The sequence below is a fragment of the Delftia sp. Cs1-4 genome, assembly GCF_000214395.1.
Classification (GTDB): Bacteria; Pseudomonadota; Gammaproteobacteria; order Burkholderiales; family Burkholderiaceae_C; genus Comamonas; species Comamonas acidovorans.
In genome coordinates this window covers 419,386-433,721 of sequence record NC_015563.1, presented here as the reverse complement: position 1 = coordinate 433,721, position 14,336 = coordinate 419,386, and the positions used below count along the sequence as shown (strand labels likewise).

The following is a 14,336-nucleotide window of genomic DNA, read 5'->3' as shown; positions in this document are numbered from 1 at the left end:
ATGCAGCCGGTGACGCCGCCCGCGGGAGCCGCTCCCGCCGCCAGGAACATGCGCATCTTCCACCTGCAGCCGGGCGGCGCCACCGAACTGGCCGCCCTGCCCGACCAGGCGCCCGCGCAGGGATTCGTCTGGATCTCCTGCACCCGCGCCACCTTGCAGGAGCGGCTGGCCGAGGTGCAGCGCACGCTGCAGCTGCTGTCGGGCCAGCAGCTGGTGGACCTGCATGTCTCGGACCTGCTCAACGCCCAGTTGCCCTCGCGCTACGACTACACCTCGCAGTACGACCTGCTGGTGTTTCGCCGCCTGGCCAGCGGGCAGGCACGTGCCGCCCCGCAGGCCGGCACGGCCTCTTCGCCTGCGGCGCAGGCGCTGCCCCCCTCGCCTCCCGTGCGCCGCACAGGTCCGCCCGTGCTGCGCAACATCGACACCAGCCCCGTGGGCTTTGCCATGTTCGACCAGGTGCTGCTGTCCGTGCACCCCGACGACTGCACCGTGCGCGACGCCTATGCCGCGCGGCTGCTGGCCGCCGTGCCCAATGACCCCCGCGAGGGACGGCTGAACCCCACCTCCGGCACGCGGCTGCCTGCCAGCCCGCCCGACCTCATGCTGCGCGTGGTCAACCTCATCGTGGACGGCTTCCTGGACCTGCGCCGCGAACTGTCGCGCCAGCTGGACCATTGGCAGACCGAGCTGCTGCGCCCGCGCACGCGCTTTGCCAACTGGAGCGCGCTACTGGACGCACGCCTGGCCCTGCACGAGCTGGACGAGGTCTGCGAAGACCAGCGCGCCGCCGTGCAGGACTGGACGGACGCGCTGGAGACCTGGGCGCCGCCTGAAGATGCGGCGGCGCTGCGCGAGCTGGACCTGCTCAAGGTGCGCAGCCGCGACGTGCTGGAACACATAGAGCGCGTGGTCCACCACGTGCGGCGGCTGGAGCAAAGCACCGAGACCGTGGTGCAGATGCATTTTTCGGTGCAGAGCAACCGCACCAACGACATCATGCGCACGCTGACCGCGCTGACGGCCGTCTTCCTGCCGCTGAACCTGATTGCCGGCATCTTCGGCATGAATTTCGAGTTCATCCCCCTGGTGCACAAGCAGGACGGCTTCTGGTGGGCCATGGGCTCGATGACGACGATTGCCGTGGGCCTGACCGTGTTCTTCTGGCGCAAGCGCTACATGGCGCGCACGGCGCAGGACTAGGGCCCCGCCCGCTCCAGCGGCATCCACAGCGTGAAGCGATTGCCGCCGGCCAGCGGCGCCCAGTCCAGCCGCGCCTGCAGCGCCAGCGCGCGCGTGCGCATGTTCGCCAGTCCCTTGCGGCCCTCGGTGGGTGCCTGGGCGCGGTCGAAGGGGTGGCCGTCGTCCTCCACCAGCACCTGCACGCCGGCCCGGCCTTGCAGCGGGGCCTGGGCCGTGCGCACCGTGATCTCGCGCGCGCCGCTGTGCTTGATGATGTTGGTCAGCACCTCCTGCAGGATGCGCAGCACATGCAGGGCGGCCTGCGCGTCCAGCCAGGGCAGCGCGGGCAGGTCGCTGACCTCCCAGTGCAGCCGCAGCCCCGCCCCCTCCAGGCGCGGCCCCAGCCGGTAGCGCAGCCCGGCCAGCAGCGCCAGCAGGTCGCAGTCCAGCGGCTCCAGCGAATCGATGGACAGCTTCAGGTCATCGATGCACTCCTGCAGCAGCTGCACCAGGTCCACCGTGCCGGCCTGGTTGAACTCCACCACGCGCAGCGCGCTCATCAGCGAAGAGCCCACACCGTCGTGCATCTCGCGCATCAGGCGCTGGCGCTCGTGCATCAGCGTCTGCTCGCGCTCCACGGCCAGCAGGCGCTCATGGGCCTGGGCCAGCTCCGCCTCCTGGGCCTTGAGCCGTTCCGCCAGATGCAGGTTGGCGTTCTCGGCCACGGCCAGCGCACCGTTGTAGCGCCGGTAGGCCACCAGCAGGAACAGCGTGAACAGCCCCAGGTACACATAGGGCGTGAGGTAGATGCTCTCTATGCTGATCAGGTAGCTCTGCAGCGCCAGGTCATGGAAGCCGATGGGAAACGACAGCAGCATCCACACCGCCAGCATGGTGCTGCCGCCATCGCGCATGCGCCAGGCGCCCGCCACGGCCATGCACAGCACCAGGATCTCCGGCGGCACCATCAGCAGCCGCAGCAGCGGCAGGATGGTCTCGTGCGCCGGCCCCCACAGCGGCACCGCCACCAGCAGCACCGTGCCCACATAGCCCTGCAGCACCCGGGCCAGCCAGGGCCGGCGCCTGCGCTGCATCAGGCACAGGAAATGGAAAGCCGCCACCGTGGCGCCCATGAGGCCGGCCAGCGTCAGCCAGGAGAACCAGCCGTCCGACAGGGCCAGCCCCTCGCCGTCCACCATGAACTGCAGCGAGCCCAGCAACTGGCACAGCGACATCAGGAAGAACAGCAGGAACACCACATCCCCGCGCCGCCGCTGCAGCGTCCACAGCGCCAGCGCGAACAGGCCCAGCACCAGGTAGGAGCCCGCCGTGTAGACCACCAGATCGGCCTGGAGTAGGCTGCGCAGCCGCCAGGACAGGCGCAGCGACTCGGCCGGCCCCGCCCACAGGCTGGACAGCGCCCCGCCCACGCCCTGCTGGCTGGCCATGCGCACATGCACCTGCAGCGGCCTGCCCGGCTGCGCCAGCCCGCCCAGGTCCAGCCACACCGGCCGGTTGAAACTGTTCCACACCCGGCTGCCGCGCGTCTGCCAGGCCAGCGCCCCGTCCACATACACCGCCACCGTGCCCACCGTCTGCCAGCGCGGGATATACAGGCGCGCGCCCTGCGGCGTAGGCACCAGGGCTTCAGGCGGCACCACGGCGCGGAACCAGCGCACTTCGGGCGGCGCCGCGGCCAGGTCGCCGCTGCCCGACACGGCCCTGTCGCCCCCATAGGGCAGGTCCACATCGCTCCACGGCGTCGATGCATCCAGCACCGCGTCGTCGGCCGACGCAAGCGCTGCAGGCGGCGCCCAGTGCGGGCTGTCCGACCGCCACAGCTGCGCCTGGCGCAGTTGCACCGCTTCGCCTGCGGCGGGACCACGCAGCCCGAACGCCCCCGCCAGCAGCATCGCCAGCGCCACCAGTCCCGCCGAAACCAGCAGGACCCTCCCCCGCAGCAGCGGCTGCGTCATCTGCCCACCCTGGCGGCGCTCATTGCCGCCCCTCGGCCAGCCAGCCGCGCTGCAAGGCCACATGCATCATCTGCGTGCGGCTGGACACCTGCAGCTTGCCGTAGATGCGCCGCACGAAGGTGCGCACCGTGTGGCGCGACACGCCCAGCTGGCGCGCCACCTCGTCCAGCGTATGGCCGCGCGCCACCAGGCGCAGCACCTCCAGCTCGCGCGCAGACAGCGCCTGCGCGGCGGCCTGCGGCTCGGCAGGCGGCTGCAGCCCGGCCACCGCCCCGGCCCGCTGCTGGCGCAGCAGCAGCTTGCGCGCCACCATGGGATTGATGGGGCTGCCGCCCGCGTGCAGGCTGCGCACTTCCTCCAGCACCGCGTCGGCGGCCAGGTCCTTGAGCAGATAGCCCATGGCGCCGGCCTCGATGGCGGCCAGCACATGCTGCTCGTCGCCAAAGATGGTGCTGACCATCACCGCCGCCCCGGGGTGGCGGGTGCGCACGGCAGCAATCACCTCCAGGCCGCTGCCGTCGGGCAGGCCCAGGTCCACCAGCATCACGTCCATGGCACCGGCCCCATCGGCCCGGCCGAGCTGGTGCAGGGCCTCCGCGCGGCTGGCTGCCGCCCAGCACAGGACCATGTCCTTCGCGGCATTGATCACGCCCACCAGGGCATGGCGGCAGGCGGCGTCGTCCTCCACCACGGCCACGCGGATGACTGTGGCGCCACCCGTCGCGGCGGCAGAGTAAGGGTCTGTGTGCGTGTCCATGTGGGTGGAGTGCGTGGCGAGGGCCGCATGTTCACATGGAACAAGACCGCTGTCATGTCGCCCGGATAGGTGACATGGGCGACATGAGCGGCATGGCGCCCCCGCCCCCTCTCATCGGCCATGTAGCCCGAACGGGGGACATACAGAAAGCCGGACACCCCATAGATTTGCCCTCTTCAGCACATCACCGAGATGCTGTGCCTACCGAGGGGGTCCGCCATGTCCATCATCCATCTGTCTGCTGCAGCCGACGTACCACCCATACCCACGCCGAGCCCCCGGGGCCGGACATTGCCGGGCCTGGCGGGCGGGTTGGCACTGGCCCTTGCCGGCGCCGCGGCCCAGGCCGCCACACTCACCGTCACCACCGCCGGCGAGATTGCAGACACCGAGCCGCTGTCTCGTGCGCAATGCTCGCCTGCCGCAGGCGACCGCAACTGCAACACCCTGCGCGACGCCATCAACCATGCCGCCGATGGCGACACCATCGTCTTCGGCGCGGCCCTGGATGGGCAGACCATCTCGCTGACCCGCTTTACCAACTGCCTGGACACCGGGCAGGCCGCCGGCGCCACCTGCCTGCCGCTGGCCAGCTGGCCCGGCTACGTCTCGCAGTTCGGCCCCAGCGCCTTCTTCATCAGCGGCAAGCGCATCACCATCGATGCCACCGCCAATGGCCTGACGCCCCAGGGCGTGAGCGTGCAGCGCCTCGGGACCGCAGGCTTCCGGCTGTTCGACATCGATGCGCAGGGTGGACTGGTCCTGCGCGGCCTGACCCTGGCCGGGGGGCAGGCCACAGGCGGCTCCAGCCGCTTTGGCGGCGGCGCGCTGGGTGCGGGCGGTGCCATCTTCAATCGGGGCCAGCTCACCATCGAACGCAGCACGCTCACGCGCAATCACGCACAAGGAGGGCAAGGAGGCAGGCTTTCCTTGAACTCCTTTGCAGGTGCCGGCGTGGGCGAGGATGCGACTTTTTCCCCGGGGGGAGGGCCGAACGCTGGCGGCCCGGACGATGGCGGCCTGGGCGGTGGCAGTGGCAGCGCCAGCGGCAAGAACGGCGGCTTCGGTGGCGGCGGCGGCGGCTCCGGCGGTGGCGGATTTGGCGGTGGTGGTGGCCGTCGTGGCAGCGGTGGCGGCTTCGGCGCCGGCAACGGTGGGGGCGGCGCCTTCGACGCTGGCGGTGGCGCAGGCGGCATGGGAGGGGCCATTTTCAACAACGCAGGCACCTTGACGCTGAACCAGGTCACCCTCGCTGGCAACGGTGCACACGGCGGGCTGGGCAACAGCAGCGGCGGCGGCGCCGGCCTGGGTGGCGCCGTTTTCAACTACAACGGCGTGCTCACCATCCGTTTCTCCACCCTGGCCGGCAATACCGTGCAGGCCAATGGCGACGACAACCCGGCCGCGCAAGGCGGCGCCATCTACAGCCTGGGCGACTCCCAGGCCGCCTGCAGTGCGGGTGGCAACATCAGTTGCACCCGCAGCGGTGCCTCGCTGGAGATGCAGGCCAGCATTGTCCAGGGCAGCGTGTTCGAGCCGGCCACCAAACAGCCCGCTGGCAGGGACGTGGTGCTGGACCTGCGCAATGGCGGCACCAGCGATGCCAGCGGCAGCAACAATCTGCTGGGCCTGGCGCAGGCCCTGAACAATGCCGACATCAGCGCCCTGGCCTTCACCACGGGCAACCCGCAGCTCGGCCCCCTGGCCAGCCACGGCGGTCCTACCCAGACCATGTTGAACAGCACCGGCAGCCCGGCACTGGACGGGGTGGCCTGCACGGCCGCACCCGGCACGGACCAGCGCGGCGTGGTCAGGCCCCAGGGTACGCGGTGCGACATCGGCGCCGTGGAGGCGAACGTCTTCCAGGCGGCATTGACCGTGCTGACCAGCGGCGCGGGCGGCGTATCGGCGCAGCCCTCTCCGCCTGCAGCCACGGGCGCCATACAGGACTGCGGCCGCCCAGGCGGCCTGTGCCAGGCCGGCTATGGCTACTTCGAAGGCGCGCCCACCCTGGTGACCCTGGCCGCCACGCCCGACCCTGGCCATGCCTTTGCCACCTGGGGTGATGCCTGCAGCGGCAGCACGTCCACCTGCAGCGTCACCATCGATGCCGCCAGGAGCGCACAGGCCAGCTTCACGGCCTTCAGCCTCACGGCAAGCCTGCCCTCCGGCACCTACGGCACGGCCTACAGCCAGCCGCTGGCGCCCGTGCCCGGCGGCGGCGTGGGGCCGTTCAGCTACAGCGTGAGCGGTTTGCCCGCTGGCTTCAGCCAGGCCGCCGGCACGCTCTCGGCTCCAGCCACGCAGGCGGCAGGCAGCTACAGCTTCACGCTGACCGCCACCGATGCCAACGGCGCCACCACCGAACCCGCAGCCGTGACCGTGGTGATCGGCCCGGCAGCCACCAGCGCCCACCTGTCGGCCTCCCCCGCTGCGCCAGGCCATGGCCAGAGCGTGACTTTCAGCGCCCAGGTCACGCTGCCTGCCGGCGCCAGCGGCACGGTGGATTTCTTGAACGGAACGCAGGTGCTGTGCGCCAGCGTTGCGGTGACCGGCGGGCAGGCCAGCTGCAGCGTGCCCCGGCTGCCACCGGGCACGGCCACGGTGCAGGCGCGCTATGTGCCCGGTGATGGCAATACCTCCGGCTCGGACAGCAACACCGTGACCGTCACGGCGGCCCACGCACCATCTGCGGCGCCCATTCCAGCGCTGGGCGCCGGGGGGATTGCGCTGCTGAGCCTGCTGACCGCAGCGGGCGCGGCGTTGTCGCGCAGGATGGGCACTTCACGGAAAATCGGCGCTAGCACATCGCCACGCACCCCCAGGAGTTCCCCATGACCGCATCCGCAAGCCGGAGCCCGCTTTCACGCCGCAGCCTGCTGGCCGCCAGCGCAGCCACCGGCCTGGCCCTGTGTGAAAGCGCCCTGGCCGCCCCCGCCGCCCCCGGGAAAAGCACCGAAGCCGCCGTGCTCACCATCAGCGGCCCCGGCGTGCGCGGCAACCGGGGGCCGCTGGACCCGGTGGCCGACCTGCTGCTGAAAAACCATGGCCTGGCCTTCGACTCGGCCTGGACCACAGGGGCCCATGCGCTGGAGCGCCTGCCCACGGTGGAGATCACGCCCCATATCGAATACGACGGCCAGCCCCACCGGCTGCGCGGCCCGCTGCTGGCCACCGTGCTGCAGGCGGCCGGAGTGGACAGCGCCGCCGCAGCGGCCAAGGGCCAGTGGATCACCCTGCAGGCCATCGACGGCTACCGCGCCCAGCTGCCGCTGGCGCAGGCCCTGCAATGGCGCATGCTGCTGGCCACGCACATGGACGGCAGGCGCCTGGGCCTGGGCGGCCTGGGCCCGCAATGGGCCATGTACGACGCCGACCGCATTGCCGATCTGGCAGGCAAGCCGCTCAAGGAACGCTTTGCGCAGGCGCCCTGGGGGCTGTACCACATGGGGCTGCACGCGCAGCAACCCCAAGGTTGAACCTGGCTTCAGAGCGCGGCAGAACGCGCATTTGGAGTACCATTTCTCGATCCCCTCGGGGGATACGGGCTTGGCGGCCCGAAAGCAAAGGAGCAGCAGCCGTTTGTCTTTACAACGAGACAGCGGCTTTTCCATCTTCCCAGTGTGCTGCGCTGGGCACAGTTCCGTTTTGGCGGGGCTGTGCGGGACCTCCACAAGGGGGTGACAGTCCAATGCCAAAGGAGCCGCCATGCCTGACCTCGATGCACTCAGCGGAGCACACGCCTCCCCGCCTTTCTTCTCTTCCCCGCAAGTGCCGAGGGAAGAGACCAGCCTGTACTACCCCATTTCCGAATACGAGGTCTATCGCCTCAAGGACTGCATGCACCAGATGGGCCTGGTGATCGACCTGTGCTGCATGGCCGGCCCAGACCAACAACTGAACGACCTGGGCGGGCTGATGAGCTTCCTGACCGCGCAGCAGCGCGCGCTGCGAGGCACGCTGCAGACCGTGCAGGCGCGCAAGGCGACGCCGGGGCCGGCATGTGATCCGGACCCCAGGGACTGATCAGGCCAGTTGCGGACACTCGCGCAGCACCGATCAGCCCGGCCTGGCGCCGTCCGCATCCCGGCGAATGGATGGCCATTGCCTGAGCAATTCAGGCAAGGCCGTCTGCACGGTGTCCCACACCAGATCGAGGTTGATGTCGAAATAGCCATGGGCGATGCGGTTGCGCATGCCGCGCATGTTGCGCCATGGCACTTGCCCGTGTGTTTGGGCGAACTCGGCATAGCCATCCATGACCTTCGTGACAGCCTCGCCGATGATGACGAGGCTCATGATGACGGCCTGCTGGGTGCGCTTGTCCTCCAGGAAATCCTCCTTGGCCAAGCCCTCCACGAAGCTACAGGCATCCGTTGCGGCCTGCTGTATGTGATCGAGGTAATCGGGAAGGCGATGCCCGTTCATATCGGCTGCGCCTCCGCAAGCACTTGGGCCCGGAACTTCAAAGGCAGGTCTCCGGGCGTCAGCAGATCAACGCGAAGGCCGAGCAGCGATTCCAGCTCGTCCTGCAGGCCGCCCAGGTCGAACAGCGTCGCGCCCGGCAATGCATCGACCAGCAGGTCGAGGTCGCTGCCGTCCCGATCGGTGCCATGCAGCACGGAGCCGAAGACGCGCGGGTTCGCAGTGCGGAAACGGCTGGCCATTTCACGCACTGCGCTGCGATTCATGTCGAGCACCACGGACGGTCGCATGAACATCCTTTCCTGTTGAGACTTCTGGAAAGCCTATTGCATCAGGCACCGGGTTTCAAGCAGCACTCCCGGAAGTCCCGATGCCTGGATTTTCCATGCCGGGCCACGCCCGGCACGGCAGATCAGGCCAGGTGCTGGTCGAAGAAGGCCAGCGTGCGATCGCGCGCCTGCAGGGCACTGGCCTCGTCGTAGGCGCTGCGCTGGTCGCAGTTGAAGCCGTGGTCGGCGTCGTACAGGTGCACCTGCACATGCTTTTGCGCCTGGGCGAAGGCCTGCACGGCGTCCACGGGAATGTGCGTATCGCGCCGGCCGAAGTGGGCAATCACGGGGCACAGCGGCTCGCGGCCCATCTCCAGCGGCGTGGTCATGCCGCCGCCGTAGTAGCAGGCCGCAGCCGACAGGCTGGGCAGGTTGCAGGCCGCGCGCCAGGCCCACAGGCCGCCCCAGCAAAAGCCCACGATGCCCACCTTGCCGCCGGGCACCAGCGTGGCGGCATGGGCGATGGCGGCCTCGATCTCGGGCAGCACGCCGGGCTGAGGCAGCGCCTCGGCGGCGGATTTCAGCGCCATGCCCTTGGCACGGTCGGCGTCGCCGTAGCCCAGGTCCACACCGGCCTCGACACGCGTGAACAGTGACGGCGCCACGGCCACATAGCCGCGGGCAGCCAGGCGGTCGGCCACGGCGCGGATATGGGCGTTGACGCCGAAGATCTCCTGCAGCACCACGACGGCACCGCGCGCGGGCACATCGGGCCGCGCCACCCAGGCCGGCGAAGCCGTGCCATCCAACGAAGTCAACTGCACAAAACTGCCCATGTCCGCGTTCCTTTCTATCTGAGAACCTGTTGTGATTTCCCGGTGGGCGGACGCGCCCCGCAATGCTGTAATGGCGGCGGGCCGGCCCGTGCGGCAATTCTTTCACAGGAGACATTCGATGGAACGAAAAGTCGTGCGTACCGGCAAGCGCCGGGCACAGGTGGGCGGCGGCAACCTACAGGGAATGCGATGGACCTCAAACCGCTGATCACGTTGGTGGCCATCATCAACCCGCTGGCCATCGTCCCCTTCTTCATCCACTACACCGAGGGATTCAGCGCCCAGCAGCGCCAGCAGACCATTCGCACGGCGGCGCTGGCCTCGTTCTGCGTGATCGCGGCCTGCGCCATCATCGGGCTGCAGGTGCTGGACTTCTTCAACATCTCGCTGCAGAGCTTTCAGGTGGGCGGCGGCCTGCTGCTGCTGATCAGCGCCATGAATATGCTCAACGCCCGCCCGGCCGAGGAACGGCCCAACGCGCCCACGCTGGTCGCTGGCGCGGAAAAGGCTGCCATGGGCAACAGCATTGCCGTGGTGCCGCTGACGATTCCGCTGCTGACGGGGCCGGCCTCCATGTCCACCGTGGTGATCTACGCCGACCAGGCACGCACCATCTGGCAGCACCTGGCCCTGGTGGGCTATGGCGTGGTGGTGGCGCTGGTGGTGATGGTCTGCTTTTCGCTGGCCGACCCGATCGCCCGCGTGCTGGGCAAGACCGGCATCAACGTGATGACGCGGCTCATGGGCCTGATCCTCGCGGCCCTGGCCGTGGAGGTGATGGCGGGCGGGCTGGTGAAGATCTTCCCCATCCTGGCATCGCCCGCGATCGTGCCCTGAGCGAGCTGGCTGACTGGTGGCCTTACTGCCGGTTCAGATCGGTTCAGGCCAGATCAGGCCGGCACGGTCCGCGCGCGGTCGGCGCTTCCGTCGCAGGCACCGCCGCAGCCCGTGATGGGCTGCTCTGGCAAGGCCTCAGGGTGCGCCAGGGAGCCCGTGGCGGGATCGAAGCCCGCACTGCGCAGATGCAGGGCCAGCGCCGCATCCATGGTCTGCGCATGGTGCACGAACCAGGCCGCCAGCTCGCCCGCCATGCTGCGGATCACGGCCAGATCACCGGCCGCCGCCTTGCTCGCCCCCTCGCGCATCACCTGCAGCACCACCTTGTGCTGCAGGCTGTGGCAGTTGGTGCTGGTGAACCGCGTGGACTGCATCCAGCGGTCTTCCTGGTCGAAATGCACCTGTGTATGCGCGATCAGCTCATCCCAGCGCGCGCACAGCTGCGCATCATCGGCCGCCTCCACCTCGGCCAGCAGCAGGACGAACTCCTGATGCACCTCGTCCATGGCCGGCAACTCCAATGCCAGCGCTCCGCTCCATTCCAGCACGGCCATATGCTTCTCCTGCCTTCATCGTGAAAGCCTGCAGCTTAGGAACAGCACCGCCCAACCCGTTTGACCCACATCAGCCAACCCGAAAACAGCAAAGCCCCGCGAGCGGGGCCTTGGTCAAGGCGGATAAAACTGGCGCGCCCCAACATCAGGGACGCCAAGCAAGAGCCGCCTCGCGGCGAGGGCGTCGTCCCCCTCCCTCGCGTAGCGAGTCGAGAGGGGGAAGCGGCGTCAGCCGCTCAGGGGGAGCTTACTGTCCAAACTTCCGCTTGGCGTCAGCCACGCAGGTGTCCTTGGCAGCGCCACTCATGGTGTCGCAACGGGCCTTGGCAGCCTTGTAGTCGGCTTCGCGGGTTTCCTCGGCAGCGTCCTTGCGGGTTTCTGCCACGTTGGCAGCCTTGGCTGCGGAGTTGGAAGCGGGCTCGGCCTGGGCCTTGTTCACCTTGGCGGCTTCCACGGCGTGCACGTGGGCGGCCTTGGCATCCTTCACGCAGACATCCTTGGCGTCGCCCTTGAGGTCGTCACACTTTTCCTTGGCGATGTCGTAGTCCGCATCAGCTTTGGCCTTGAGTGCCTTTTCGCTGTTCTTGGGCGAAGGATTGCGGCGCGATTCCAGTTCGGCCTTGGCCACGTTTTCCTGGCCCTTGGCCTGCTTCTCGCAGACGTCCTTGGCGTTGTCCTTGAGCGGCTTGCACTGTTCCTTGGCAGCCTTGTAGTCAGCCTCGATCTGGTTCTTGGCGGCCGTGTGCTCCGCATTGGTCATGGCCATGGCGCCGGAGGCCATCAGGCCCAGGGCGACAGCGGAAAGCATGTGGCGAAAGCGTTGCGGTGTTTGCATGATGGAACTCCTTGTATTTGTACTGAACCGGCCCTTGGTGCCTGCGGCGGCGGGCCATTGGTGCGTGCCCTCAGGCACGCTGGCTGTCGAGGAGCGGATGGCGGCGCCGGCCAGGGCGTCCAGCCCATCCGCAGTCCACCCTCGTCAGTCTTCGAAGCGGAAGTCGGGGTTGCGCTTTTGCCAGTCGGTCAGCTGCTTTTCGGCAGCGTCGCGGGCCAGGCCCTGGCGCTCCTGCAGCTTGCCCAGGAATTGCTCGCGCTTGCCGGCGATCACATCCAGATCGTCATCGGTGAGCTTGCCCCATTGCTCACGGATCTTGCCGGTGAATTGCTTCCAGTTGCCCTTGATGCGGTCTTCATTCATGGCTTGGTCCTTTCAGTGATGTTGAAGTAGCGCTGTGCAATCAGGCCTTGTTTTTTCAAAGCCGCGATCTGCATCAGCGACGGTTCCACTGTAAAAAACCTGGGGGCTGCGCGTCGTAGTCTGGACCTAGTGTTGACGGTCGTCCCAGGGACAGCCGAGACGGTGGGATCGGGACTACAGCCCCTGACGGACGCGCGGGAAGCGCTGGGTCAGGCGCGGCCCGCTCCTGCCCCGAATACCCAGCCTTTTCCCCGTATGTCCGCGCCTGCGTCGTGGCGGTTGCGGGGTTGCAGTCCTGCCGAAGGACAGGACTGCTTCGTCATCTGACTCGCCGTGATTGTTTGAACGTAGCTCGCAGAGCGAAGAGAGTTTCACGGCGAACCCCGCAGCCGCCACGGCGCAGGTTGCCCCGCAGCGAAGCGAAGGGGTCGCGGACATTCGGGTCGCCTTCTTTGATCTGACCTTTCTTGGCGAATCAAGAAAGGGCAGTCGGCTGCCGGGCCGAGACCCGGCCTCGAAAAGCAACCACCCGGCAGGGGCGAAAAAGCCCCACTTGCTTGCAGAGCCAATTGCCGAGAACAAAAAACGGCCAGCGGATGCAACGCACCCACCAGCCGTTCTCAAGAGAATGGATGGGCTGGAAATCCAGCCGCCGCTCAGTGCCCCTGCTGCCCCAGCCACGCATCGATCTGCGCAATGGCGGCATCGGCCGCCGTCGCCAGCGCCTTCGCGCCGCCTGCGGCATCGCCCGAAGCTGCAGGACTGCGCACCTCGAACAGCTTCTGACCCAGCAGGCGGTCCACGGCACCGCTTTGCTCGACCAGGGTGGCGCGCAGGCGCACGACGCCGGCACTGGAGCCGGGCGCGTCAAAGACCTGGCTGAACTCTTCGATGTCCACACGCAGCAGCGTGGGCACGGCGCCCTGCAGGCGCGGCTGGGCCACGCTTTCGCTGCTGGCAAGCACGGGGCGCTGCACGCCCAGCTGGCTGCGCAGGCGCTGCTGCAGCAGCAGGGCCGGAGGCTGGCTCCAGCGCGCCAGCTGGTAGGGGCGCAGTTCCTGACCATTGGCATAGGCCAGGCGGTAGAACATGGCGGTGCTGCCGTCGGACAGGGCGGGCGCCTCCACATCGGCCAGCGCCAACGGCGTGCGTGCCTGCGGGGCGGCGGATGTGGCGGCCTGCGCGGGCGCGGACAGCGGCGCCAGGCCGAAGTCATAGCGCGCGGGCTGGGCGGGGGGCTGCGGCAGGGCCGAGCAGCCGGCCAGCAGGATCAGGGCGGCAGCCAGTCCAGCGCTGGCCACGGCGGTCTTGCGAGATGGGGACATGCGGGTTCCTCGGTCAGGGCTGGGTGGCTGCGGACGGGGCGACGAAGCCGGGCTCGCCCGGCCCCGGGCGGGCCTGGCCCGGCCCGTAGATCACGGCCTGCGGGTTGTCGCTGAAGCGGCTGGCCGCCGTGCCCATCTGGCGCGCGGCGCGCGAGACATCGTCGGCCGCGCGGTTGGCGTGCGGCACCGTGCTGCGGCCCAGCGAATCGGCCATGCGGGTCAGTGCGCGCGTGCTCTGGGCGATCTGCTCCAGCGGCCCGTCCTGCGCGTTCACGCGGCGCACGGTCTGCTGCAGTTCGGAGGCCACGGCAGAGGCGCCGTTGCTGGCCTTCTCCAGCGACTGCAGGGTGTTGTGGGCGTCGGCGGCGAGCTGCGGCACTTGGGTGGACAGCGTGCGGTCCAGGTTCTGCGTGAGCTGCTGCACGCCTGCGGCAGCGGCCGCAATGTTCTCCAGCGCCTGGCTCACGCGCTTTTGGTTGTCGGTGTCCAGCATGTCGCTGAGGCGGCGCGAGATCTCATCGGCGCGCTCCAGCAGCACCTGCCCCTGGTCGGCCAGCATGCTCAGCGGCGACGAGCGCAGCGGCAGGCGCGGCAGGCCGCTGGGGCCGGGCGGCAGCTGGGGCTGCGGCTGGTCCGCATCATCGAGCTGCACATGGGCCAGGCCCGTGACGCCCTGGTAGCCCAGCACGGCGAACGTGGTGGGCGTGATGGGCGTGTTCACACCGATGGCGATGCGGATCAGCACATTGCCATTGGTCTGCGGATCGAACCCGATCCGCGTGACCTTGCCCACCGCCACGCCCTTGTAGCGCACGGCAGCCTGGGCCTGCAGCCCGCTGATGCCGTCCTTGGTGGACAGCTCGTACTCGTTGTACTGCCGCGTATCCCGCGTCAGCCAGATCGCCAGCCCCGCCAGCAGGGCCGCCACGACCAGCACGAAAATGCCGGCCGCCATGGCATGTGATTTGTTTTCCATA

Annotated in this window: 15 protein-coding genes; 5 read left to right on the top strand and 10 right to left on the bottom strand. The window is 68.8% G+C overall.

What is annotated here, in order from left to right:
• A complete protein-coding gene (locus DELCS14_RS01920) occupies positions 1–1,203 on the top strand; it encodes a magnesium transporter CorA family protein (RefSeq protein ID WP_013800241.1) in 1,203 nt (400 codons plus the stop codon).
• Here DELCS14_RS01920 and DELCS14_RS01915 read toward each other — a convergent pair.
• Both DELCS14_RS01915 and DELCS14_RS01910 read right to left on the bottom strand, forming a co-directional pair.
• Positions 1,200–3,158, bottom strand: a complete 1,959-nt coding sequence (locus tag DELCS14_RS01915) for an ATP-binding protein (protein ID WP_013800240.1) — start codon at positions 3,156–3,158, stop codon at positions 1,200–1,202. The genes DELCS14_RS01920 and DELCS14_RS01915 overlap by 4 nt on opposite strands.
• Before the next feature lie 19 nt (positions 3,159–3,177).
• Positions 3,178–3,915, bottom strand: coding sequence for a response regulator transcription factor (locus DELCS14_RS01910; protein ID WP_013800239.1), 738 nt, complete (start codon positions 3,913–3,915; stop codon positions 3,178–3,180).
• Positions 3,916–4,134: 219 nt separating this feature from the next.
• On the opposite strand from DELCS14_RS01910, the gene DELCS14_RS31380 reads away from it, so the two are divergent.
• The 3 genes from DELCS14_RS31380 to DELCS14_RS01895 all read left to right on the top strand — a co-directional run bounded on the left by DELCS14_RS31380 (position 4,135) and on the right by DELCS14_RS01895 (position 7,941).
• Positions 4,135–6,753 (top strand): Ig-like domain-containing protein, encoded by a 2,619-nt coding sequence (locus DELCS14_RS31380; RefSeq protein WP_013800238.1) that lies wholly within the window; start codon positions 4,135–4,137, stop codon positions 6,751–6,753.
• Complete coding sequence (locus DELCS14_RS01900; protein ID WP_013800237.1) at positions 6,750–7,394, top strand: molybdopterin-dependent oxidoreductase; 645 nt, start codon at positions 6,750–6,752, stop codon at positions 7,392–7,394. The genes DELCS14_RS31380 and DELCS14_RS01900 overlap by 4 nt, the downstream gene beginning before the upstream one ends.
• Before the next feature lie 229 nt (positions 7,395–7,623).
• Positions 7,624–7,941, top strand: coding sequence for a hypothetical protein (locus tag DELCS14_RS01895; RefSeq protein ID WP_013800236.1), 318 nt, complete (start codon positions 7,624–7,626; stop codon positions 7,939–7,941).
• A gap of 33 nt (positions 7,942–7,974) precedes the next feature.
• Here the strand turns inward: DELCS14_RS01895 and DELCS14_RS01890 are convergent, their stop codons facing one another.
• From DELCS14_RS01890 to DELCS14_RS01880, 3 genes are all read right to left on the bottom strand, one after another.
• Positions 7,975–8,343 carry a DUF86 domain-containing protein gene (locus tag DELCS14_RS01890; RefSeq protein WP_013800235.1) on the bottom strand — a complete coding sequence of 123 codons (369 nt, stop codon included), beginning with the start codon at positions 8,341–8,343 and terminating at the stop codon, positions 7,975–7,977.
• Positions 8,340–8,630, bottom strand: coding sequence for a nucleotidyltransferase (locus tag DELCS14_RS01885; RefSeq protein WP_013800234.1), 291 nt, complete (start codon positions 8,628–8,630; stop codon positions 8,340–8,342). Before DELCS14_RS01885 ends, DELCS14_RS01890 begins: the two co-directional genes overlap by 4 nt.
• 122 nt (positions 8,631–8,752) lie before the next feature.
• Positions 8,753–9,445: a dienelactone hydrolase family protein gene (locus DELCS14_RS01880; protein WP_013800233.1), complete on the bottom strand. Its 693-nt coding sequence runs from the start codon at positions 9,443–9,445 to the stop codon at positions 8,753–8,755.
• A gap of 189 nt (positions 9,446–9,634) precedes the next feature.
• Here DELCS14_RS01880 and DELCS14_RS01875 point away from each other — a divergent pair, with 189 nt between their 5' ends.
• The gene (locus tag DELCS14_RS01875; RefSeq protein WP_012202311.1) at positions 9,635–10,282 is read left to right on the top strand and encodes a MarC family protein; all 648 of its coding nucleotides are present in this window, start codon (positions 9,635–9,637) and stop codon (positions 10,280–10,282) included.
• 53 nt (positions 10,283–10,335) lie between these two features.
• On the opposite strand, the gene DELCS14_RS01870 is transcribed toward DELCS14_RS01875, so the two are convergent.
• The 5 genes from DELCS14_RS01870 to DELCS14_RS01850 form a co-directional block, all read right to left on the bottom strand.
• Entirely contained in the window at positions 10,336–10,836 is a 501-nt protein-coding gene (locus DELCS14_RS01870; RefSeq protein ID WP_013800232.1) for a hemerythrin domain-containing protein, read from the bottom strand.
• A gap of 247 nt (positions 10,837–11,083) precedes the next feature.
• Positions 11,084–11,671, bottom strand: coding sequence for a hypothetical protein (locus DELCS14_RS01865; RefSeq protein ID WP_013800231.1), 588 nt, complete (start codon positions 11,669–11,671; stop codon positions 11,084–11,086).
• Positions 11,672–11,815: 144 nt separating this feature from the next.
• Positions 11,816–12,034 (bottom strand): CsbD family protein, encoded by a 219-nt coding sequence (locus DELCS14_RS01860; RefSeq protein WP_012202308.1) that lies wholly within the window; start codon positions 12,032–12,034, stop codon positions 11,816–11,818.
• A 656-nt stretch (positions 12,035–12,690) separates the two neighbouring features.
• Positions 12,691–13,359, bottom strand: a complete 669-nt coding sequence (locus DELCS14_RS01855) for an ABC-type transport auxiliary lipoprotein family protein (protein WP_013800230.1) — start codon at positions 13,357–13,359, stop codon at positions 12,691–12,693.
• A 13-nt stretch (positions 13,360–13,372) separates the two neighbouring features.
• A complete protein-coding gene (locus tag DELCS14_RS01850; protein ID WP_013800229.1) occupies positions 13,373–14,335 on the bottom strand; it encodes an MlaD family protein in 963 nt (320 codons plus the stop codon).
• Position 14,336: the final 1 nt, after the last annotated feature.

Excerpts from the sequence above, each read along its gene's own strand:
- DELCS14_RS01855 (WP_013800230.1), bottom strand. The coding sequence starts at position 13,359 with ATGTCCCCATCTCGCAAGACCGCCGTGGCCAGCGCTGGACTGGCTGCC.
- DELCS14_RS01920 (WP_013800241.1), top strand. The coding sequence starts at position 1 with ATGCAGCCGGTGACGCCGCCCGCGGGAGCCGCTCCCGCCGCCAGGAAC.
- DELCS14_RS01880 (WP_013800233.1), bottom strand. The coding sequence starts at position 9,445 with ATGGGCAGTTTTGTGCAGTTGACTTCGTTGGATGGCACGGCTTCGCCG.
- DELCS14_RS01850 (WP_013800229.1), bottom strand. The coding sequence starts at position 14,335 with ATGGAAAACAAATCACATGCCATGGCGGCCGGCATTTTCGTGCTGGTC.
- DELCS14_RS01860 (WP_012202308.1), bottom strand. The coding sequence starts at position 12,034 with ATGAATGAAGACCGCATCAAGGGCAACTGGAAGCAATTCACCGGCAAG.
- DELCS14_RS01895 (WP_013800236.1), top strand. The coding sequence starts at position 7,624 with ATGCCTGACCTCGATGCACTCAGCGGAGCACACGCCTCCCCGCCTTTC.
- DELCS14_RS01885 (WP_013800234.1), bottom strand. The coding sequence starts at position 8,630 with ATGCGACCGTCCGTGGTGCTCGACATGAATCGCAGCGCAGTGCGTGAA.
- DELCS14_RS01900 (WP_013800237.1), top strand. The coding sequence starts at position 6,750 with ATGACCGCATCCGCAAGCCGGAGCCCGCTTTCACGCCGCAGCCTGCTG.
- DELCS14_RS01915 (WP_013800240.1), bottom strand. The coding sequence starts at position 3,158 with ATGACGCAGCCGCTGCTGCGGGGGAGGGTCCTGCTGGTTTCGGCGGGA.
- DELCS14_RS31380 (WP_013800238.1), top strand. The coding sequence starts at position 4,135 with ATGTCCATCATCCATCTGTCTGCTGCAGCCGACGTACCACCCATACCC.
- DELCS14_RS01890 (WP_013800235.1), bottom strand. The coding sequence starts at position 8,343 with ATGAACGGGCATCGCCTTCCCGATTACCTCGATCACATACAGCAGGCC.
- DELCS14_RS01865 (WP_013800231.1), bottom strand. The coding sequence starts at position 11,671 with ATGCAAACACCGCAACGCTTTCGCCACATGCTTTCCGCTGTCGCCCTG.
- DELCS14_RS01870 (WP_013800232.1), bottom strand. The coding sequence starts at position 10,836 with ATGGCCGTGCTGGAATGGAGCGGAGCGCTGGCATTGGAGTTGCCGGCC.
- DELCS14_RS01910 (WP_013800239.1), bottom strand. The coding sequence starts at position 3,915 with ATGGACACGCACACAGACCCTTACTCTGCCGCCGCGACGGGTGGCGCC.
- DELCS14_RS01875 (WP_012202311.1), top strand. The coding sequence starts at position 9,635 with ATGGACCTCAAACCGCTGATCACGTTGGTGGCCATCATCAACCCGCTG.